General features: G+C 66.5%; 15 protein-coding genes. 11 read left to right on the top strand and 4 right to left on the bottom strand.

Going from position 1 to position 17,113, the window contains the following annotated elements; all coding sequences use genetic code 11:
* Positions 1–101: 101 nt before the first annotated feature.
* A complete protein-coding gene (locus IFT63_RS16345; protein ID WP_192085136.1) occupies positions 102–875 on the bottom strand; it encodes an EAL domain-containing protein in 774 nt (257 codons plus the stop codon).
* Positions 876–955: 80 nt separating this feature from the next.
* The gene (locus tag IFT63_RS16340; RefSeq protein ID WP_192085135.1) at positions 956–1,732 is read right to left on the bottom strand and encodes a hypothetical protein; all 777 of its coding nucleotides are present in this window, start codon (positions 1,730–1,732) and stop codon (positions 956–958) included.
* Between the two features lie 55 nt (positions 1,733–1,787).
* Between IFT63_RS16340 and IFT63_RS16335 the strand changes: the two genes are divergently transcribed.
* Positions 1,788–2,222 (top strand): BLUF domain-containing protein, encoded by a 435-nt coding sequence (locus tag IFT63_RS16335; RefSeq protein WP_042614460.1) that lies wholly within the window; start codon positions 1,788–1,790, stop codon positions 2,220–2,222.
* A 21-nt stretch (positions 2,223–2,243) separates the two neighbouring features.
* Here IFT63_RS16335 and treA read toward each other — a convergent pair whose 3' ends face one another.
* Positions 2,244–3,863, bottom strand: a complete 1,620-nt coding sequence (gene treA, locus IFT63_RS16330) for an alpha,alpha-trehalase TreA (protein ID WP_192085134.1) — start codon at positions 3,861–3,863, stop codon at positions 2,244–2,246.
* Between the two features lie 352 nt (positions 3,864–4,215).
* Here treA and IFT63_RS16325 point away from each other — a divergent pair, with 352 nt between their 5' ends.
* The 5 genes from IFT63_RS16325 (at position 4,216) to IFT63_RS16305 (ending at position 8,893) form a co-directional block, all read left to right on the top strand.
* Positions 4,216–4,902, top strand: a complete 687-nt coding sequence (locus IFT63_RS16325; RefSeq protein WP_192085133.1) for a hypothetical protein — start codon at positions 4,216–4,218, stop codon at positions 4,900–4,902.
* Positions 4,903–4,934: 32 nt separating this feature from the next.
* On the top strand, positions 4,935–5,795 hold the full coding sequence (locus IFT63_RS16320) for a hypothetical protein (protein WP_192085132.1): 861 nt from the start codon (positions 4,935–4,937) through the stop codon (positions 5,793–5,795).
* Positions 5,773–6,822, top strand: a complete 1,050-nt coding sequence (locus tag IFT63_RS16315; protein WP_192085131.1) for a hypothetical protein — start codon at positions 5,773–5,775, stop codon at positions 6,820–6,822. Before IFT63_RS16320 ends, IFT63_RS16315 begins: the two co-directional genes overlap by 23 nt.
* Positions 6,823–7,010: 188 nt before the next feature.
* Entirely contained in the window at positions 7,011–7,772 is a 762-nt protein-coding gene (locus IFT63_RS16310) for an SDR family NAD(P)-dependent oxidoreductase (protein WP_042614454.1), read from the top strand.
* 173 nt (positions 7,773–7,945) lie between these two features.
* Positions 7,946–8,893 carry a hypothetical protein gene (locus IFT63_RS16305; RefSeq protein ID WP_042614453.1) on the top strand — a complete coding sequence of 316 codons (948 nt, stop codon included), beginning with the start codon at positions 7,946–7,948 and terminating at the stop codon, positions 8,891–8,893.
* 29 nt (positions 8,894–8,922) lie between these two features.
* Here IFT63_RS16305 and IFT63_RS16300 read toward each other — a convergent pair whose 3' ends face one another.
* Complete coding sequence (locus IFT63_RS16300; RefSeq protein ID WP_192085130.1) at positions 8,923–9,879, bottom strand: LysR family transcriptional regulator; 957 nt, start codon at positions 9,877–9,879, stop codon at positions 8,923–8,925.
* Positions 9,880–9,974: 95 nt separating this feature from the next.
* On the opposite strand from IFT63_RS16300, the gene IFT63_RS16295 reads away from it, so the two are divergent.
* The 5 genes from IFT63_RS16295 (at position 9,975) to IFT63_RS16275 (ending at position 17,105) form a co-directional block, all read left to right on the top strand.
* The gene (locus IFT63_RS16295; protein WP_249404514.1) at positions 9,975–11,165 is read left to right on the top strand and encodes an MFS transporter; all 1,191 of its coding nucleotides are present in this window, start codon (positions 9,975–9,977) and stop codon (positions 11,163–11,165) included.
* Between the two features lie 66 nt (positions 11,166–11,231).
* Positions 11,232–11,837, top strand: coding sequence for a transcriptional repressor LexA (lexA, locus tag IFT63_RS16290; RefSeq protein ID WP_042614526.1), 606 nt, complete (start codon positions 11,232–11,234; stop codon positions 11,835–11,837).
* Position 11,838: 1 nt separating this feature from the next.
* Entirely contained in the window at positions 11,839–12,465 is a 627-nt protein-coding gene (gene imuA, locus IFT63_RS16285) for a translesion DNA synthesis-associated protein ImuA (protein ID WP_192085129.1), read from the top strand.
* Positions 12,466–12,474: 9 nt separating this feature from the next.
* Positions 12,475–13,893: a DNA polymerase Y family protein gene (locus IFT63_RS16280; RefSeq protein WP_192085128.1), complete on the top strand. Its 1,419-nt coding sequence runs from the start codon at positions 12,475–12,477 to the stop codon at positions 13,891–13,893.
* A complete protein-coding gene (locus IFT63_RS16275) occupies positions 13,890–17,105 on the top strand; it encodes an error-prone DNA polymerase (protein WP_192085127.1) in 3,216 nt (1,071 codons plus the stop codon). Before IFT63_RS16280 ends, IFT63_RS16275 begins: the two co-directional genes overlap by 4 nt.
* The last annotated feature ends 8 nt before the right edge of the window (positions 17,106–17,113 follow it).

Raw genomic sequence — 17,113 nt, 5'->3', positions numbered from 1 at the left:
TTAGCGGGAGCCTGGTCCACGGTGATGGCCAGGTTCTTTTGCAACTCCGGCCATGCAAACACGCGCTCTTGGCGGGTGTTGTCGCCAGTTCTTCGTTGGGGTTATCGACCCATGTGTGGCAGGGCAATGTCGGCCTCGCGCACGGCGCGCTCGAACTGCGGCCGGCCGAACCAATAGCCCTGCATCAGGCGGATGCCGAGATCCGACAGACACTGCGCTTCATCGCGGGTCTCTATGCCTTCGGCGATGACATCGATAGCCAACTGCGCGCACATGGAGACCACGCCCGCCACGATCGCGCGTCGTGCAGGGCTGTGGTCGATCCCGCGGATCAGCGCCATGTCCAACTTGACCAGGTCCGGCTGAAAGTCGGCCAGCAGGTTCAGGCCCGCAAACCCGGCCCCGAAATCATCGATCGCCGTCTTGAAGCCGATGCGCTTGTACTCGCTCAGGATCTCGGCCAGCCACTTGCCATCGCTGACCTTCTCTCCCTCGACGGTTTCAAAGATGATCCGCTCAACCGGAAAGCCATGCCGGGCCGCGGCCTGAAGCGTAGAGCGTATGCACACCTCTGGCCGATAGATCGCATTTGGCAGGAAGTTGATTGAAAGGTGTGATTCCAGATTCAACGACGCCGCGATCCGGATGGCTTTCTCACGACAGGCCTGGTCAAACGAATAACGGTTTTCCGCCGTGATACGTGACAGTACCGAGCTTGCCGGCTCGCCCGCCGGACCGCGCACCAGCGCTTCGTGCGCGAACACCCTGCGAGCCTGCACATCAACGATGGGCTGAAATGCATAACTGAAATCGAACTGCAACGGATCCGCGTCGCGGCATGAGCTGCATCCAACGCGCAGATCGGTGGGGGGCATGCGGTTGATTCCGTTCTCGGGTCGAGACAATGAGAATAGCCGACGCCCATCACGGTCATGTCGACGCCGACATCATTCAGTCAGCCTCCGCTGCTTGACCTGATCTGCGCGGTCAGCAGGCGGGTCAGGTTGCGGCGGGCAAAGTAACCCTGCAGCTGTCGTGCCTTGATGGTCATCGCTTTCAGCCGGGGTTGGGCGTCCGGCCGGTGCTCCACCCGGTAGCAACGCGATGCCCCACACAGCTCGGCCTGGCTGGCGGTGACCAGAATCACGGTAACCTCCAGGCTGGAGAAAGCAGCCTCGGTGGCGATCTCCGGGTTCTCCATGCTGGCGCGCTCGATCAGCGTGCGGAATCGTCCCAGGTCGCGTTCGCCGCCGCTGTTGAGTGCCCCTACGGTAGTCGCGCGGCGGACGTCATCGTCATCACCGGGAACAGCCTGGCGCCAGCGCTCCGTGCGTTCGGGAATGACAGCGCGAACGACCCTGCCGGTGGGCTCGATCAGGTCGATGACCACATCGAGCAGATAGACCGGTTCCAGCCCCAGGTTGGTCACGAAGCAATGCGCATCCAGGTCCTTCCCGGCGCCGGACGTGATCAGGATGGAAGGCCGCTGCTGGCGACGGTAGCTGCGCAGGAAGAAACTGAGGTACACGACCCAGATCAAGGCCGTCACGCAGGTCATGGCTGCGGTTATCAGGGGGGCGAAATGGAGAAGCTTTTGAAGCACGGTGAAGTTGATCCAGTGGAGCCGACGCATCCCAGCACGCTGGCGCAGATCATCGCCCTTGAACAGCCTGCATCCTGTGAAGCGTCCACCAGCAGGGACGGGGCAGCATGCGCCTGCAGACGCGATCATCACGATTCTTTATTCACCTCCGGGCTAAGGTCTGTCTCCGCCACCGGAGAACGCCGTGCCGCTCCATGCCCTTGTTTATGCAAGCCAGATGGCTGCCGACCTTCCGGCCGGACGACTCGAAGGGCTCGTCCAGGATGCGGCGCGGTTCAATCAGTTGGCGGGAGTGACCGGGCTGCTCCTGTTCGACGGTGAACGCTTTCTGCAGTATCTGGAGGGCCCGCAGCAGGGCGTGCACGCGGCCTACGGGCGGGTGCTCGCCGCATCGAGCCATGTCGACATCCTGCAGCTCGCCGGGGGGCTGGTCGGGACGCGGCTATGTCCCTTCTGGTCCATGACGCGGGTGGACACGGAGCGACGGGACCTGGGAAAGGTGGCAGCGGCAGACTGGAACAGCTTCGTACGCCGGGGAACCGCGGTACGGCCTACGGCGGTCGACCATCTGGACTGTATCGTGGCGCGGCACCGGCAGGAAATGCGCACTCCGGGCTGAAGCGATCCGAGCCCGGACGCTTCAGTCATCCGCCTCGACGTCCGCCGCGCTTTCGCATTTCTGCTTCTTCGGCGCACACAGCCGATCCAACAGCGCCAGCGTGACCCCGTTGCTCCAGCCGAAGCCATCCTGAAGCGGATACTCGCCACCGCCGCCACCGCCGGCCGATCCATCCACCACGTACTTCTCCACCAGCTTCTGTTCGCGGTCGTACACCGATTGCACGGTGCGCAGGAAGCGTGTTCCCAGCTGCCGTGCCAGCCGGTCCTGGCCGTAGCGCTGCAGGCCATCCACCGCCACCCACTGCAGCGGTGCCCACCCATTGGGCGCGTCCCACTGCTGGCCGGTGGTCAGCGTGGTGGTCAACAGGCCTCCCTGTTTCACCAGCTGCGCCTCCACGGCAGCGGCCGTGCGTCGTGCCTGCGGCTTGCTGGCGACGTCCAGCCACAGCGGGAACAGCGCAGCAGCCGTGAGGGCAGGGCGGGTATGGCCGGTCTGCAGGTCGCGGTCCACGTACCAGCCCTGCGCCGGGTCCCACAGCTGGGTATTGATGGCGCGTTGGCGTGCCTGCGCCTGCCGCTTGAAGTCACGCCGTGCCCGCGTGTCCTTGGCCACGCCGCTGGCGTGGGCAAGCGTGCGTTCCAGGTGGAACAGCAGGCTGTTCAGATCCACCGGCAGGATGTCGGTGGTGCGGATGCTGGACAGCGCGGCCGGATCATCCAGCCAGCGCGAGCTGAAATCCCAGCCGGACTCCGCGCCCGCACGCAGGTCGCGGTAAACCTGCGATGGCGCGCGCTGCGGTGCCTGCGCCGCCGTGGCCAGGTCATCGGTCCAGGATTCGGTGCGTGGCACAGCGCGGGCATCGTAGTAGCGGTTCATGACACTGCCATCGGCCAGCCTCACTACGCGCGCATGCGCCTGTCCCGGCGCCAGCCCGTCGGCACCGCTCATCCAGAATGCATGTTCCGCGCGTAGCTGGGGCAGGTAGCGCCGATACGCCTCATCGCCTTCGTGGCTGGCCAGCAGGTCCACCATCAGGCTGAAGAAGGGCGGCTGCGAACGGCTCAGGTAATAGCTGCGATTGCCATTGGGAATGTGGCCGTGGGTGTCGATCTGGTAGGCGAAGTTGTCCACCATGTCGCGCACCCGCTGCCACTGGTCGCTGGCCGCTAGCCCCAGCAGGGTGAAATAACTGTCCCAGTAATACACTTCGCGGAAGCGTCCGCCGGGCACTACGTAGGGCTTTGGCAGCGGCAGCAGGGAACCATTCGGATCCACCGTGCCGGTCTGGCGGGTCAGTACCGGCCAGAGGCTTTCGATATGCGCGCGCAGGGTTTCGCCTGCGGGTGGCACGTAGGGCGCTGCGTCGCGGGGGATATCGAAATTGTCGTTGACGAAGGCGTGCAGCGAAAAACCGGACTGGGTGTGCGCGCGCTGCCAGGCCTGCACGATCGCCTCGGGTGCGCGGCGTGGCACCGCATCGGCGAAGGTTTTCTGGTCCGGGAACAGGTGCGCACCCTGCACCTGCTGGAACAGCGGCTGCAGGCGCTGGTCCGGTGGTGTGGGGTCTGCGGCGTGTAGCGCCGTACTCCACACCATCGGGACCAGCAGCAGAGTGGCCAGGCAGTTGCGTGCGCGCATGTGAGAGCCTTGGGAGGAGCGTGGCCTCAACTCTAGTACAGCGGCGCGCGTCGGGCAGGTGATGGCCGTTGGTCGTGATTGTCTTTGTCTGTACAGTCCATCACAGGGAACCCCTCGAGGAAGCAGGTTGGCCATGGACCGCACAACGCCCCGGAACGCCCGTCGACTGCTGATCGGGGCCATTGTGGTGGTACTTGCGGCCATCGCCGCGCTGCTGTGGCCTGAGCGTCCGAAGGCACCTGAAGCAGCTGGCGCGGCCAGCGTCGACGCGGTGCCACCGAACGAGCCGCCGCCAGCCGCCGCCACCCCGTCCGACACGCCACCTGCGGTGGGTCAATCCGCGCAGGCACGCATGCTGGCGCTGCGCCGGGACGCCGCCGCCGGGATCCCGGCGGCGATGCGCGATCTCGCCGATGTGATGCAGCGCTGCGGATTCGGCAAGCTGCACGGCCCGCTGTTCGAAAAACATGTGGACGAGATGGCGGCTCAGATGAAGGCTGACCAGGTGCACCTGCTGCGTGCCGCGGCCGCTCGGCGGCAGGCGCAGTGCGAAACCATCCCGGGCACGTTTGACGAGCAGGTGCAGCAGCAGCGGCAGCTGTTGCAGGATGCAGCGGGCAAAGGCGACCTGTTGGCACGGCTGCGCCAGCGCACCCGTGCCTTTACCCAGCAGGCCAAGGCGTGGTTGCCGGATGATGCCGATGCGCTGATCGACGAAGCCTTGATGTCCAGCGATCCGCGCGCGCTGTTCGAGTTGGCTAGCCTGCATAACACGTCACCGGAACTGCTGGCCAAGGCCGGCATGCGTACCACCAGCAGCGATGGCGCTGCCTTGGTCCTGGTGGCTTGCGAGCGCGGCCTGGACTGTAGCGCGAGCTCTGAATTCGGCGATGATCTGTGCATTGCCAGTGCAATGTGCACGGAGGATCTCGATACAGTGGTGTTGAACGCCGCTGGTGCCGAGGGCAGGACGGAGGAGGTCCAGGCCCGCTTGCAATGGATGCGCACGATGCTCGATGAAGTGGATCGCGCGCGCTGAGCAGGGCACCGCGCTACCGGTTGCTGATCGGCTTGACCGCCGTGCTGCTTGCGGTCATCGCCGTCCTGCTGTGGCCCAGGCCTGGGGCGACGTCCGTAGTCCCTGCGGTGCCGACTGCCGAAGCCGCTGTGCAGCGTAACGACAGGCCACGCCCTGCGGCGCCACGCGGGATCCAGACAGCGCCTGCCAAGTCCGGCGCAGAGCGCGTCCTGACGCTGCGTCGTGATGCTGCGGCCGGTGATCCAGTGGCGATGCGCGATCTCGCCGAGTTGATCCTGAACTGCGGCTTCGGCACCTCGCACGGCGCGGGGCTGTGGTCGCAGGTCGATTTTCTGGCTGGGCATATGAGGACGGATCACGTGCCGTTGCTGCGCGCCGCGGCCGCGCGACGTGGCGCGCAGTGCGAGAACCTTCCTGGGGAGCGCAAGGCGCTGGCGCTTGAGTACCGCCAGCTGCTGCAGGATGCAGCGAAGCAGGGGGATCTTTTGGCGCGCCTGCGGCAGCGCAGCCGCGCCTCGCATGCCCAGCGTGAAGCCGCGCTGCCTGACGATGACGCGGCGCTGGTCGAGGATGCGCTGATGTCGGATGATCCGCGTGCGCTGTATGAAATGGCGCATCTGTACACGCTGATGCCACGTGCACCCGTGCAGGCAGATATCGGCTCCAGCCGGCATGACCACACCGCGTTGGTGCTGCTCGCCTGCGAGCGCGGCCTGGACTGCGGCGTGGGGTCTGACTATGCAGACGGTATATGTCTGAACAGTGGCGACTGTGCAGGAGGCTTGGATTCGCTTCTGTGGCGGGCGGCTGGCGCAGAAGGTGCCACGAAGGACGTGCAGGCCCGCATGCAGTGGCTGCGCACGCTGCTTGATGAAGTGGATCGCGCGCGCTGAGCTGCCTGGGGTGGGGCCGCCGAGCATGGCTCGGCGCTACCGCGGGTTACGGCTTTTGATCGGGCGGTGGTATCTGCCTTTGCTAGCATTGCGCGCGTACGACGATGGAAAGGGGCGCGCGAGCGTGGTGAAGCGCAGTGCAGGATCACGTTCAAGGGCAGGGTTGCTCGCTGCGCTGGTGTTGCTGGCGGCAGGTGGAGGATGGTTGTCGCGCGCAGGTGAGGGTGTGGGATCGACGCCCGTTGCTACTGCAGTTAGCGCACCACTCAGGCCTGTCGATTCGCATGACGCGCCATCTGGTCCTGAGGCATCCCAGGTGAACGGCGGGCTTTCAGATGTGCATCACCTGTGGGCGTTGAAGCAGGCTGCCGATCATGGCGACGCCGCGGCCATGCGCGAGATCGCGTTCACCAGTTCACGCTGTGCCGGCATGGGGCACAGCAGGCAGGGGATCCAGCACACTCTGGATAACGTATCGGCCAATCTGGCAACCCATTCCCCTGAGAGGGCCGCGGTGTACCGCAGCGCGGGACAGCGGCTGAAGGCGCAGTGTGATGTATTGGCCGGCTGGAGCAACGACCTGCGTGTGTTCGGAGCGGTGTGGCGGGACCGTGCTGCGGAGGCCGGCGATCTGACGGCTTCCATCCGCAAGGCGATGTATGACGCGCCGCGTGATCCGCAGGTGGCGGCGGCACTGCTGGACAGGGTGGTTGTCAGTGGCGATGCAGCAGCGACTGCGAAGATCGGCCTGCTGCTTCTCCGGGTGAGCAATGATGGGAAGTCATTGCCGGGATATGAAGGTCTGGCTTTCGACGTATTCGATTTCTACGCGATGCAGATGATTGCCTGCGAACGCGGTGTAGCCTGCGGCGTGGGGTCGGTGATGCTGGATGACATCTGCCTGGGTGGATTGGAGTGCACGACTGCCGATTTTCCTGCGTTGTTGTGGCACAGCGTTGAAGAGGATGGTGAGGCGCGTCAGCTCGAGCAGGCACTGAAGAAGATGCGCGGTTTGCTGCAGGGCTGAGGTGCCGCCGAGCATGTCTCGGCGCTACCAGGAGCAGATGCCGCCCGTTGCGGTCGGGGCCCATTCTCCCGGCACGATGCGGCCGTGGCGGCGTTCGTAGTGTCGTGCCGGGGTGAAGTGCGTCTCACCGTCAGGTCACTGCTGGCCTGCCATCGTGGGAAGCCTCTTTCAACGCAAGAGGACATGCCATGAACTTTAACGACAAGACCGTGATCGTCACCGGCGCAGGCTCCGGTATCGGCGCCGCTACCGCGCGCGCCTTCTCGCAGGCCGGCGCCAATGTCGTGCTCGCTGACCGCGACCATCCCGACGTGGCTGCGCTGGCCGACGGGCTTTCCGGTGATCGCACCCTGGTGCATGACGTGGATGTCAGCGACGAAGCGCAGGTGCAGGCACTGGTCGATGCCACAGTGAAGCGCTTTGGTGGGCTGGATGTCATTTTCAACAATGCGGGCATCCTGGTTGAAGGGCCGGCGGAGGAGACCTCCCTTGAAGACTGGAACCGTATCGTTGCGGTCAACCTGACCGGCGTGTTCCTGGGCTGCCGCGCGGCATTGCCGGAGCTGCGCAAGCGCAAGGGCTGCATCGTCAATACGGCATCGGTCTCCGGCTTGGCCGCCGATCGCAACATGCCGGCCTACAACGCGGTGAAGGGCGCGGTGGCGAACCTGACCCGTGCGCTGGCGATCGATAACGGTCGCCATGGAGTGCGCGTCAACGCGGTCTGCCCGACCTTCACCCGCACCTCGATGACGGCGGAAAAGGAAAAGGACAAGGCGCTGGTCAACAACTTCCTCAACCGCATCCCGATGGGTCGTCTGGGTGAGCCGGAAGACATCGCAAACGCGGTGCTGCTGCTGGCCAGCGAGCACGCTGGTTTCATCACCGGAGTCAACCTGCCGGTGGATGGTGGCGTGAGCGCGTCCAACGGGCAGCCGTTGTTCGAGTGAGCCAGCGCACGCGCATCCGGCCAGTGTCATCGGTGCAAGCAATTCTCTGAGGGTGTGACCAGCCTCCAGGATAGTGACTGTCGGCCACGCGGCCTGCAGCAGAGCCCGCTCGGGTTGCTACACTTCGCGCCGCAGGTACCACGCTGCGACGGAGCAACAGTCACGTGACAGATATGGCCCAGCACGCCCGCTTCCACCTTGTATATGACGGCCCTGCTCTCGTTCAGCACCAGATGGACGTGCGTGCGCTCGCTCCTGCGCTTCTGGCCATGGGGGACCTGGTCGAGCGCGCCAACGAGCTCTTCAACGGCAGCCATGCCAAGGTTTCCGTCAACGTGCATGCGTCGTTCAAGTCTGGCTCGTTCGGAATTGATCTGGAGTTGGCCCAGTCGCTGTGGCAGCGAGCACTGGATTTCGCCAACAGCAATCCGGTGACGGGCATATTGAGCATCGTCGGCCTGCTTGGGATCGGAAAGACCACCTGTATCGGCATGGTGCAGGCGATTGTCTGGTTGCGCGGCCGCGGGGTAAAGCGCATCGAGCCAATCAGCGATGGCGTGGTGCGTCTGTATGTTGATGAGGAGCATCTGGACGTAGAGGAGCGTGTCCTTCAGTTGCTGCAGGATTATCGTATCCGTCGCGCCCTCGAAGGTGTCATCGCCGACCCGCTGAGCAAGGAGGGAATCGACACGGTTGCCGTGGTCGATCAGAAGGCCCAGCAGGTATTGATTTCAATTGATCGCACGCAGGCGGCGTACTTCAAAGCGCCCAACCCGGAAGAAGAAACCCTGCAGACCGATGAATACGTCACCACGTTGCAGGTGCTCACCCTGGCCTTCCAGGATGGCAACAAATGGCGCTTCACCGAGGGCGGTGGCAACACCTACTTTGCCGTGGTGCTTGATGAGGAATTTTTGAGCCGAGTGCACCTGAATCAGGAACAGTTTGCCAAGGACGACATCATCAAGGCCCGCATCAAGCGCATCCAGCGCCTGACCAAAGACGGATTGAAAGCCGATTACGAGGTGCTGGAAGTACTTGAGCACCGCAGCGCCTCGCCCAAGGTGCAGCTGCGCATGAATTTTGGAGGCAATGAGGAGCGCAAGCCCCCGGGGCCCTGATCCGCGCGGCCGGGTAGTCAGGGGTCAGTTCACCGGGCTTCCTGGCGCACGCGCATCCCTTCAATGCCGGGAATGCTTTCGCGTATCGCATCCAGGAACAACTGCAGGCGTGCGGGCCGGTGGCGTCCTGCCGGGAACACCAGGTGCACCGGCAATGGCGCGGCTTCCCAACCGGGCAGCAGTTGCACCAGCCGACCGCTGCGCAGCTCGTCGGTCATCATCCAGGCCGATCCGATGCCCACGCCCAGGCCATCGCGCACGGCCTGGTGCAGCACGAACAGGTTGTCGGTGAGCAGGCGCGGCTGGATCGCGATGCGCTCGTGGGTTTTGCCCGTGCCGGCGCCTTGGCAGCGCTGCAGCTGCACGCTTTCACGATAGAAATTGGTCAGGGACACCCACGGCAGCGTTGCCAGCGCGGCGGGCATGGTGGGCAGCGGATCGGGCGCGATCGACGCGGCGCACACCACGATCCGGGGCACCTCGGCTACCTGCACGGCCACCACGTCCTGCTGTTCCAGCGGGCCTACGCGGATGGCGCAGTCGATGCCTTCGGCGACCAGGTCGGACAGGCCATCGTGCAGGCGCCATTCCAGGCTGATCTGCGGGTAGCGGCGCAGGAAGGCCAGCATCGGCGCCATCAGCTGGCCTTGCCCGAACGCATGCGGCACCAGCACGCGCAGGCGTCCACTGGGCTGCTGGGCGGCGCCGCGCAGGTCCTGTTCGATGCCTTCCCAGCTGTCCAGCAGCTCACGCGCATGCTGCAGGCAGCGTTCGCCATCGTGGGTGAGCTGCATGCCATGGGTGGAGCGCTGCAGCAGGCGCAGGCCGAAATGCTTTTCCAATGCCTGCAGGCGGCGGCTGATGGTCGGCTGGGTGGTGCCCAGTTGTAAGGCTGCGGCGGACAGGCTGCCGGCATCCACGATGCGCACGAAGGTGCGCAGCAGATCGATGCGGTCGGCATTGGCGGGGGCGGAAGAATGGGTCATGCGCATTACGTATGGGGCTGATGCGGCCGAGCCTACTACACCGGCCGTCAGGGCAGGAGGAAACTGCGCTCCATCCCACCAACAAGGCTCCTCCCATGTCTACTGCGCATGACGCAACGCTTCCACTACCGCCGCCGGCCTTGCCCGGCCTGTTGGTTCCGGTCATGGCGGCCGGCGCTGGCTTCAGCGTGGCCTCGCTGTACTACGCCCAGCCGATGCTGGGCGCGATGGGGGCTTCGCTGGGTGCCAGCGACGCGTCCATCGGCCTGGTGCCGACCCTGACCCAGCTCGGCTATGCGGCCGGCATTGCGTTGCTGGCCCCGCTCGGTGACCGCTTCGAACGCCGGCGCATCATCCTGGTCAAATCATTGCTGCTGGGCGCAGCGCTGCTGGCCGCCGGCCTGGCTGGGCAGCTGCCCGGGGTGCTGCTGGCCAGCCTGCTGGTCGGCCTGATGGCCACCGTGGCGCAGGACGTGGTGCCCGCTGCCGCCACCTTGGCACCGCCGGAACACCGCGGTGCGCTGGTCGGCAAGGTAATGACCGGCCTGCTGCTGGGCATCCTGCTGTCACGCGTGGTCAGTGGCGTGGTGGCCGAACAGTTCGGCTGGCGCGCGGTGTTCATCGCCGCGGCGGTGTCGGTGGTGCTGATGGGGCTGCTGCTGCGTGCCACGCTGCCGCGCTTTGCGCCCACCACCACGCTGGGCTATGGCGCGCTGCTGCGTTCAATGGGCGGGTTGTGGATGCAGCTGCCGCCGCTGCGCCGTGCGGTACTGGCGCAGGCGCTGCTGGCAATGGGCTTCAGTGCGTTCTGGTCGACGCTGGCGTTGATGCTGCATGCCCGCTTCGGCATCGGCAGTGCGGGCGCCGGGGCATTCGGAATCGCCGGCGCGGCCGGTGCACTGGCCGCGCCGCTGGCCGGCCGTTTTTCCGACCGCATCGGTACCCAGCGGGTGGCCCGGCTGGCCATTGGCATCGCCCTGCTGGGCTTTGCCAGCCTGCTGCTGGATGGCCTGTTCCCGGTGTCGCTGCAGCTGGTGCTGCTGGCGGTGAGTGCAGTGATCTTCGACTTCGGTTTCCAGGCCGCGCTGGTGTCACACCAGACGCTGGTCTACGGTCTGCAGCCGCAGGCGCGCAGCCGCCTGAATGCCCTGCTGTTCACCGGCGTGTTCGTGGGCATGGCCGCAGGCGGTGGCTTGGGCGCCATGGCGCTGGCCCAGGGGGGCTGGCATGCGGTGGTGCTGCTGGCCTGCGCGACCAGTGCATTGGCGCTGTGGGTGAGGCGGTAAAAAGCCGTTCTCGCTGAACATGGCCGATGTCGCTTTTCTGAAAGCGGGGGTGTACAAATGTACACCATGGATCCCATCGACCTCCCTCCCCAACGTGCGGCCGTGCTGGCCTGGCTGCGCCAGTCACTGGCTTCGGGCCAGTCGCCCAGCCTGGCCGACATCGCCGAAGCCTTCGGCTTTGCCTCGCGCAATGCCGCGCAGAAACACGTGCAGGCGCTGGTCGAAGCCGGCCTGCTGGACCAGGCGCCGGGCCGCAAGCGCGGGCTGGCCCTGCCCGGTGGCCCGACCGAGCTGCTGCCGCTGGCGGTGCTGGGCCGGGTGGCGGCCGGCCAGCCGATCGGTGCGGATATCGGCCTGGACCAGCAGCTGTGGCTGGACCGGCGGATGTTCTCCCCGCGCCCGGATTACCTGCTGAAAGTGCAGGGCGATTCGATGATCGACGACGGCATCCTCGATGGTGACCTGGTCGGCGTGCACCGTACCCCCAGCGCCCGCGACGGCCAGACCGTGGTGGCGCGCATCGATGGCGAACTCACCATCAAGCGCCTGCAGCAGACCGCCGATGGCGTGCGCCTGCTGCCGCGCAATCCGGCGCATGCCCCGATCGTGGTCGAGGCCGGGCAGGACTTCGCCGTGGAAGGCGTTTACTGCGGCCTGGTCCGGCAGGGCTGAGATGAATACCGCGCCCGAACTGCAGCAGCTGCTGTCCGCCCAGACCCTCTGGCATGCGGGGCGGGGCAGTGCGAAGGAGGGCGTGGAAGGCCAATCCACCGGACATCCGGCACTGGATGGCCTGCTGCCGCAGGGCGGCTGGCCGCGTCGCGCGCTGACCGAACTGCTGCTGCCCGCCGATGGCGTGGGCGAACTGCAGCTGCTGCTGCCCACGCTGGCGCGGCTCAGCCAGGCCGGCGCGGCGGTGGCGGTGATCGCCCCGCCCTACCTGCCGTATGCACCGGCATGGCAGGCAGCCGGCGTGTCGCTGCAGCATCTGCAGTTGATCGACGCGGCCCCGCGCGATGCGCTGTGGGCGTTCGAACAATGCCTGCGCAGTGGTGCCTGTGCAGCGGTGCTGGGCTGGCCGAAACAGGCCGATGCCCAGGCGCTGCGCCGGCTGCAGGTGGCCGCAGATACCGGCCAGTGCCTCGGCTTTGCCCTGCGTGACCGCAAGCATGCGGCCAATCCATCGCCAGCGGCGCTGCGCCTGGAGGCGGTGCGTGAGGGCCACGCCACGCAGTGGCAGGTGCGCAAGTGCCGTGGCGGCCCTGCGCCGTCGCAGGCATTCGCGTTGAGGGCAGGGTGAGGTACGCCGATGCTCTGGGCCTGTGTACTGCTGCCGCAGCTGGCGCTGGATGCCGTCCTTCGCCGCCACCCTGATCCGGATGCGCCGCTGGCGTTGGTCGGTGGGGCAGTGCAGCTGCGCACCCTGCATGCGGTGAATGCCGCCGCCGCGCAGGCGGGGCTGCAGGCCGGCATGCGGCTGACGGCTGCGCTGGCGCTGCTGCCGGACTTCCAGATGGTGGAACACGATGCCCAGTCCGATGCGCGCTGGCAGCGCTTCCTGGCTGCCTGGGCATACCGGCACAGCTCGCTGGTGAGCGCGCAGTGGCCGGGCTGCATCGTGCTGGAAGTGCGCGCCAGCTTCCAGCTGCTGGGCCCGTGGCCGGTGCTGCAGGCGCGCCTGCGCGAGGAACTGCAGGCACTGGGCTTCCAGCACCGCATCGCGTTGGCGCCGACGCCGCGTGCGGCGATGGTGCTGGCCGGCATTCGCGATGGTTTTTCGGTGCAGGACATCGCGGCGATGCGGGCCCTGCTGGACCGCGTTCCGGTGCGCCGTGCGCGGTTGCCCGATGACGGCGGCACGCGCCTGAAGCAGATGGGCATCGACACCCTGCAGGCGCTGCGTGCGCTGCCGCGCGATGGCCTGCGCCGGCGCTTCGGATTGCCGCTGCTGGAACACCTGGACCGGCTGTACGGCCAGGCCGATGAGCCGTTGGCCTGGTATGCGCCGCCGGACCATTTCGATTCGCGGGTGGAGCTGGGCTATGAGGTGGAAAACCACATGGCCCTGCTGTTCCCGTTGCGCCGCCTGATCGGCGATCTGTGTACCTGCCTGTCGATCCGCGATGGCGGCGTGCAGCGCTTCGTGCTGCGGCTGGAACACGAAGAAGGCCATACCGACGTGGAGGTGGGCCTGCTGGCCGCCGAACGCGATGCCACGCTGCTGTTCGAACTCACCCGAAACCGGTTGGAGCGCGCCAGCATCGACCAGCCGGTGGTCGCCGTGCGCCTGCTGGCACGCGAACTGCCGACCTTCGTGCCGGCCAGCCGCGATCTGTTCGATACCCGCAACCAGCAGCAGCTGCCATGGCCGCAGCTGCGCGAACGCCTGCGTGCGCGGCTCGGTGATGGCTCGGTCTATCGCGTGGGGCCGGCCGGTGACCCGCGCCCGGAACGTGCGTGGCAGCGCGTGGAAGGCGATGGCATGGCCATTGCCCAAGCCCCGCTGCGTCCACCGCGTCCGTGTTGGCTGCTGCCCACGCCGGTGCCGTTGCGCGATCCGCGCGCGCGCATCGTGTCCGGTCCGGAGCGGCTGGAAAGCGGCTGGTGGGATGGCCAGGAAGCGCGGCGTGACTATTACGTGCTGGAGACTTCGCAGGGCCAGCAGGCCTGGGCCTTCGCCCTGCCGGGCCAGCAGGGCGACTGGATGCTGCACGGCTGGTTCGCATGAGCCGTATCGAAGAACGTGACGATGCCCCGTGCAAGCGCATGCCGCGTGCGTGGGAAACCCGCGAGCGACTGGCCGCGGCCAACGACGATGTACAGCATGAAGACATGCTGCCGGCGTATGCCGAGTTGCACTGCCTGTCTGATTTCTCGTTCCTGCGCGGCGCGGCCAGTGCCGAAGAACTGTTCACGCGTGCGCACCAGTGCGGCTACGAAGCCCTGGCGATCACCGATGAGTGCTCGCTGGCCGGGATCGTGCGCGGGCTGGAAGCCTCGCGGGCCACCGGCGTGCCGCTGATCGTCGGCAGCGAGTTCGTGCTGGAGTGCGGGCTGAAGCTGGTGCTGCTGGTGGAGAACCAAAGCGGCTACGTGCGCCTGTGCGAACTGATCACCACCGGGCGGCGTGCGGCAGGCAAGGGCAGTTACCGGCTGGCCCGGCAGGACGTGGAACGGGTGCTGGGCGATGCGTCCGGTGAAGGGCTCGGCCTGTTTGCGCTGTGGGTGCCGGGTGCACAGCCTGATGCCGGGCAGGCAGTCTGGATGCAGCAGGTATTCGTGCAGCGGACCTGGCTGGCCGTGCACCTGCACCGCGAACGCGACGATGCCGCACGCCTGGCGCAGCTGCTGGCGCTGGCCACGCAGCTGGGCATCGAAGCACTGGCCTGCGGCGATGTACACATGGACGTGCGCCGCCGCCGCGTCCTGCAGGACACAATGACCGCGATCCGCCATGGTCTGCCGCTGGCAGAATGCGGGGCGTTCCTGTTCCGCAATGGCGAACATCACCTGCGCACCCGGCGTGCACTGGGCAACATCCATCCGCATGCGCTGCTGCACACCGCCGTGGTGCTTGCCCGACGCTGCCGGTTCCGGCTTGACGAGGTGCGCTACCAGTATCCGGCCGAGCTGGTGCCCGATGGACATACGCCCAGCAGCTGGCTGCGCGAGCTGACCCTGCGCGGCATGCGCGAGCGCTGGCCGGAAGGCGTGCCGGACGCGGTGGCCATGCAGATCGACAGTGAGCTGGCGCTGATCGCCGACATGAAGTACGAAGCCTTCTTCCTTACCGTGGAAGACATCGTGCGCTTCGCGCGTTCGCGCGACATCCTGTGCCAGGGACGGGGGTCATCGGCGAACTCGGCGGTGTGCTTCGCATTGGGCATCACCGTGGTCAACCCGGCCGAAAGCCGCTTGTTGATGGCGCGCTTCCTGTCCAAGGAACGCGACGAGCCGCCGGACATCGACGTGGACTTCGAACACGAGCGGCGCGAGGAAGTGCTGCAGTACGTGTATGGAAAATACGGGCGCGAACGCGCGGCGCTGGCCGCCACGGTGATCCGTTACCGGGGGAAAAGTGCAGTGCGCGACGTGGCCAAGGCGTTCGGGCTGCCGTCGGACCAGGTGGCGCTGCTGGCCGAATGCTTCGGTTGGGGAAATGGCGAAACCCCGATGCAGCAGCGACTGGCCGAGGCCGGTTTCGATGCGGAAAATCCGCTGCTGCAGCAGGTGATGGCGGTGACCGAGCAGTTGCGCGACCATCCGCGGCATCTGTCCCAGCACGTGGGCGGCTTCGTGATCAACGATGCACCGTTGAGCACGTTGGTGCCGGTGGAGAATGCCGCGATGGCCGACCGCACCATCATCCAGTGGGACAAGGACGATCTGGAAACCATGAAGATGCTCAAGGTCGATTGCCTGGCGCTGGGCATGCTGACCTGCATCCGCAAGGCGGTGGCGCTGGTCGAAAAGCACCGCGGCCATCGCATCGACCTGGCCCGCCTGCCGATCGATGATCCACCCACCTTCGCCATGATCCGGGCGGCCGACACCGTCGGCGTGTTCCAGATTGAATCGCGTGCGCAGATGAGCATGCTGCCGCGCCTGAAGCCCACCACGTTCTACGATCTTGTGATCCAGGTGGCGATCGTGCGGCCCGGGCCGATCCAGGGCGGCATGGTGCATCCGTTCCTGCGCCGCCGCCAGGGCCATGAAGCGGTGACGTACCCGTCCGAGGGCATCCAGGACATCCTCGGAAGTACCCTGGGCATTCCGTTGTTCCAGGAGCAGGTGATGGAGCTGGTGATCCATGCCGGTTACGAGCCGCACGAGGCCGACCATCTACGCCGCTCCATGGCGGCCTGGCGCAGCGGGGGGGACATGAACCCGCATCGCGAGCGCATCCGCGGATTGATGGAGAAAAAGAGCTACAGCTCGGAGTTCATCGATCAGATCTTCGAACAGATCAAGGGCTTTGGTGCCTATGGTTTCCCGCAGAGCCATGCCGCTTCGTTCGCCAAGCTGGTGTACATCAGCTGTTTCCTGAAGCGGCATGAGCCGGCCGCGTTTGCCTGCGCGCTGCTCAATGCGCAGCCGATGGGCTTCTATTCGGCCAGCCAGATCGTGCAGGACGCGCGCCGTGGCAGCGCCGAGCGGGGCGGCGTGGCCGTGCTGCCGGTGGATGTATGCATCAGTGATTGGGACAACACGCTGGAAGGCGGCGATACCCGCAACCAGCCGGCGATACGGCTGGGGCTGCGGCAGCTGGCCGGCTGCAGCGAAGCGGCCGCACGGGCGGTGATGGCGGCCCGCGCGCAGGCTCCCTTCGCCGATGTGCCCGACCTCTGCCGCCGTGCGCGGCTGGATGCAAAGGCCCGCCAGGTGCTGGCTGATGGTGGGGCACTGGCCGCGCTGGCCGGCAACCGCAATGCCGCGCGTTGGGCGGTGGCCGGCATCGAACGCGCGATGCCGTTGCTGGACGGCAGTCCGGACGAGCAGGACATCGTGCTGCCGGCGCCCAACGTGGCCGAGGAAATGCTGTCCGACTACCGTGCCAGCGGGCTGACCCTGGGTGAGCATCCATTGGCGCTGTTGCGCACGCGGCTGCAGCAGGAGCGCGCGCTGGATTCGCGCCAGCTGCGCGCCACCGCGCATGGGCGCGGCGTGCACACCATCGGGCTGGTGACCCAGCGGCAGAAGCCCGGCACGGCCAACGGCACGGTGTTCGTCACCCTGGAAGACGAGCACGGCATGGTCAACGTGGTGGTCTGGTCGCACCTGGCGCTGCGTCGGCGCAAGGCGCTGCTGGGGTCGCGGCTGCTGGGAGTGCGCGGGCGCTGGGAGTGCGTGGACGGGGTCCGCCACCTGATCGCTGGCGACCTGCACGACTACAGCCACCTGCTGGCCGGCCTGAACGCACCATCGCGCGACTTCCGGTAGTGACGGGC

The organism is Stenotrophomonas sp. CFBP 13724 (genome assembly GCF_014841975.1).
In the GTDB taxonomy this organism is placed as follows: Bacteria; Pseudomonadota; Gammaproteobacteria; order Xanthomonadales; family Xanthomonadaceae; genus Stenotrophomonas; species Stenotrophomonas lacuserhaii.
Note: the sequence above shows the minus strand (reverse complement) of the source record. Positions and strands in the feature narration are given on the sequence as shown.

Bases quoted from the DNA above. Each gene is read 5' to 3' on its own strand.
- IFT63_RS16345 (WP_192085136.1), bottom strand. From the start codon at position 875: ATGCCCCCCACCGATCTGCGCGTTGGATGCAGCTCATGCCGCGACGCG.
- IFT63_RS16340 (WP_192085135.1), bottom strand. From the start codon at position 1,732: ATGATCGCGTCTGCAGGCGCATGCTGCCCCGTCCCTGCTGGTGGACGC.
- treA (WP_192085134.1), bottom strand. From the start codon at position 3,863: ATGCGCGCACGCAACTGCCTGGCCACTCTGCTGCTGGTCCCGATGGTG.
- IFT63_RS16325 (WP_192085133.1), top strand. From the start codon at position 4,216: ATGCTGGCGCTGCGCCGGGACGCCGCCGCCGGGATCCCGGCGGCGATG.
- IFT63_RS16315 (WP_192085131.1), top strand. From the start codon at position 5,773: ATGAAGTGGATCGCGCGCGCTGAGCTGCCTGGGGTGGGGCCGCCGAGC.
- IFT63_RS16310 (WP_042614454.1), top strand. From the start codon at position 7,011: ATGAACTTTAACGACAAGACCGTGATCGTCACCGGCGCAGGCTCCGGT.
- IFT63_RS16305 (WP_042614453.1), top strand. From the start codon at position 7,946: ATGGCCCAGCACGCCCGCTTCCACCTTGTATATGACGGCCCTGCTCTC.
- IFT63_RS16300 (WP_192085130.1), bottom strand. From the start codon at position 9,879: ATGACCCATTCTTCCGCCCCCGCCAATGCCGACCGCATCGATCTGCTG.
- IFT63_RS16295 (WP_249404514.1), top strand. From the start codon at position 9,975: ATGTCTACTGCGCATGACGCAACGCTTCCACTACCGCCGCCGGCCTTG.
- lexA (WP_042614526.1), top strand. From the start codon at position 11,232: ATGGATCCCATCGACCTCCCTCCCCAACGTGCGGCCGTGCTGGCCTGG.
- imuA (WP_192085129.1), top strand. From the start codon at position 11,839: ATGAATACCGCGCCCGAACTGCAGCAGCTGCTGTCCGCCCAGACCCTC.
- IFT63_RS16280 (WP_192085128.1), top strand. From the start codon at position 12,475: ATGCTCTGGGCCTGTGTACTGCTGCCGCAGCTGGCGCTGGATGCCGTC.
- IFT63_RS16275 (WP_192085127.1), top strand. From the start codon at position 13,890: ATGAGCCGTATCGAAGAACGTGACGATGCCCCGTGCAAGCGCATGCCG.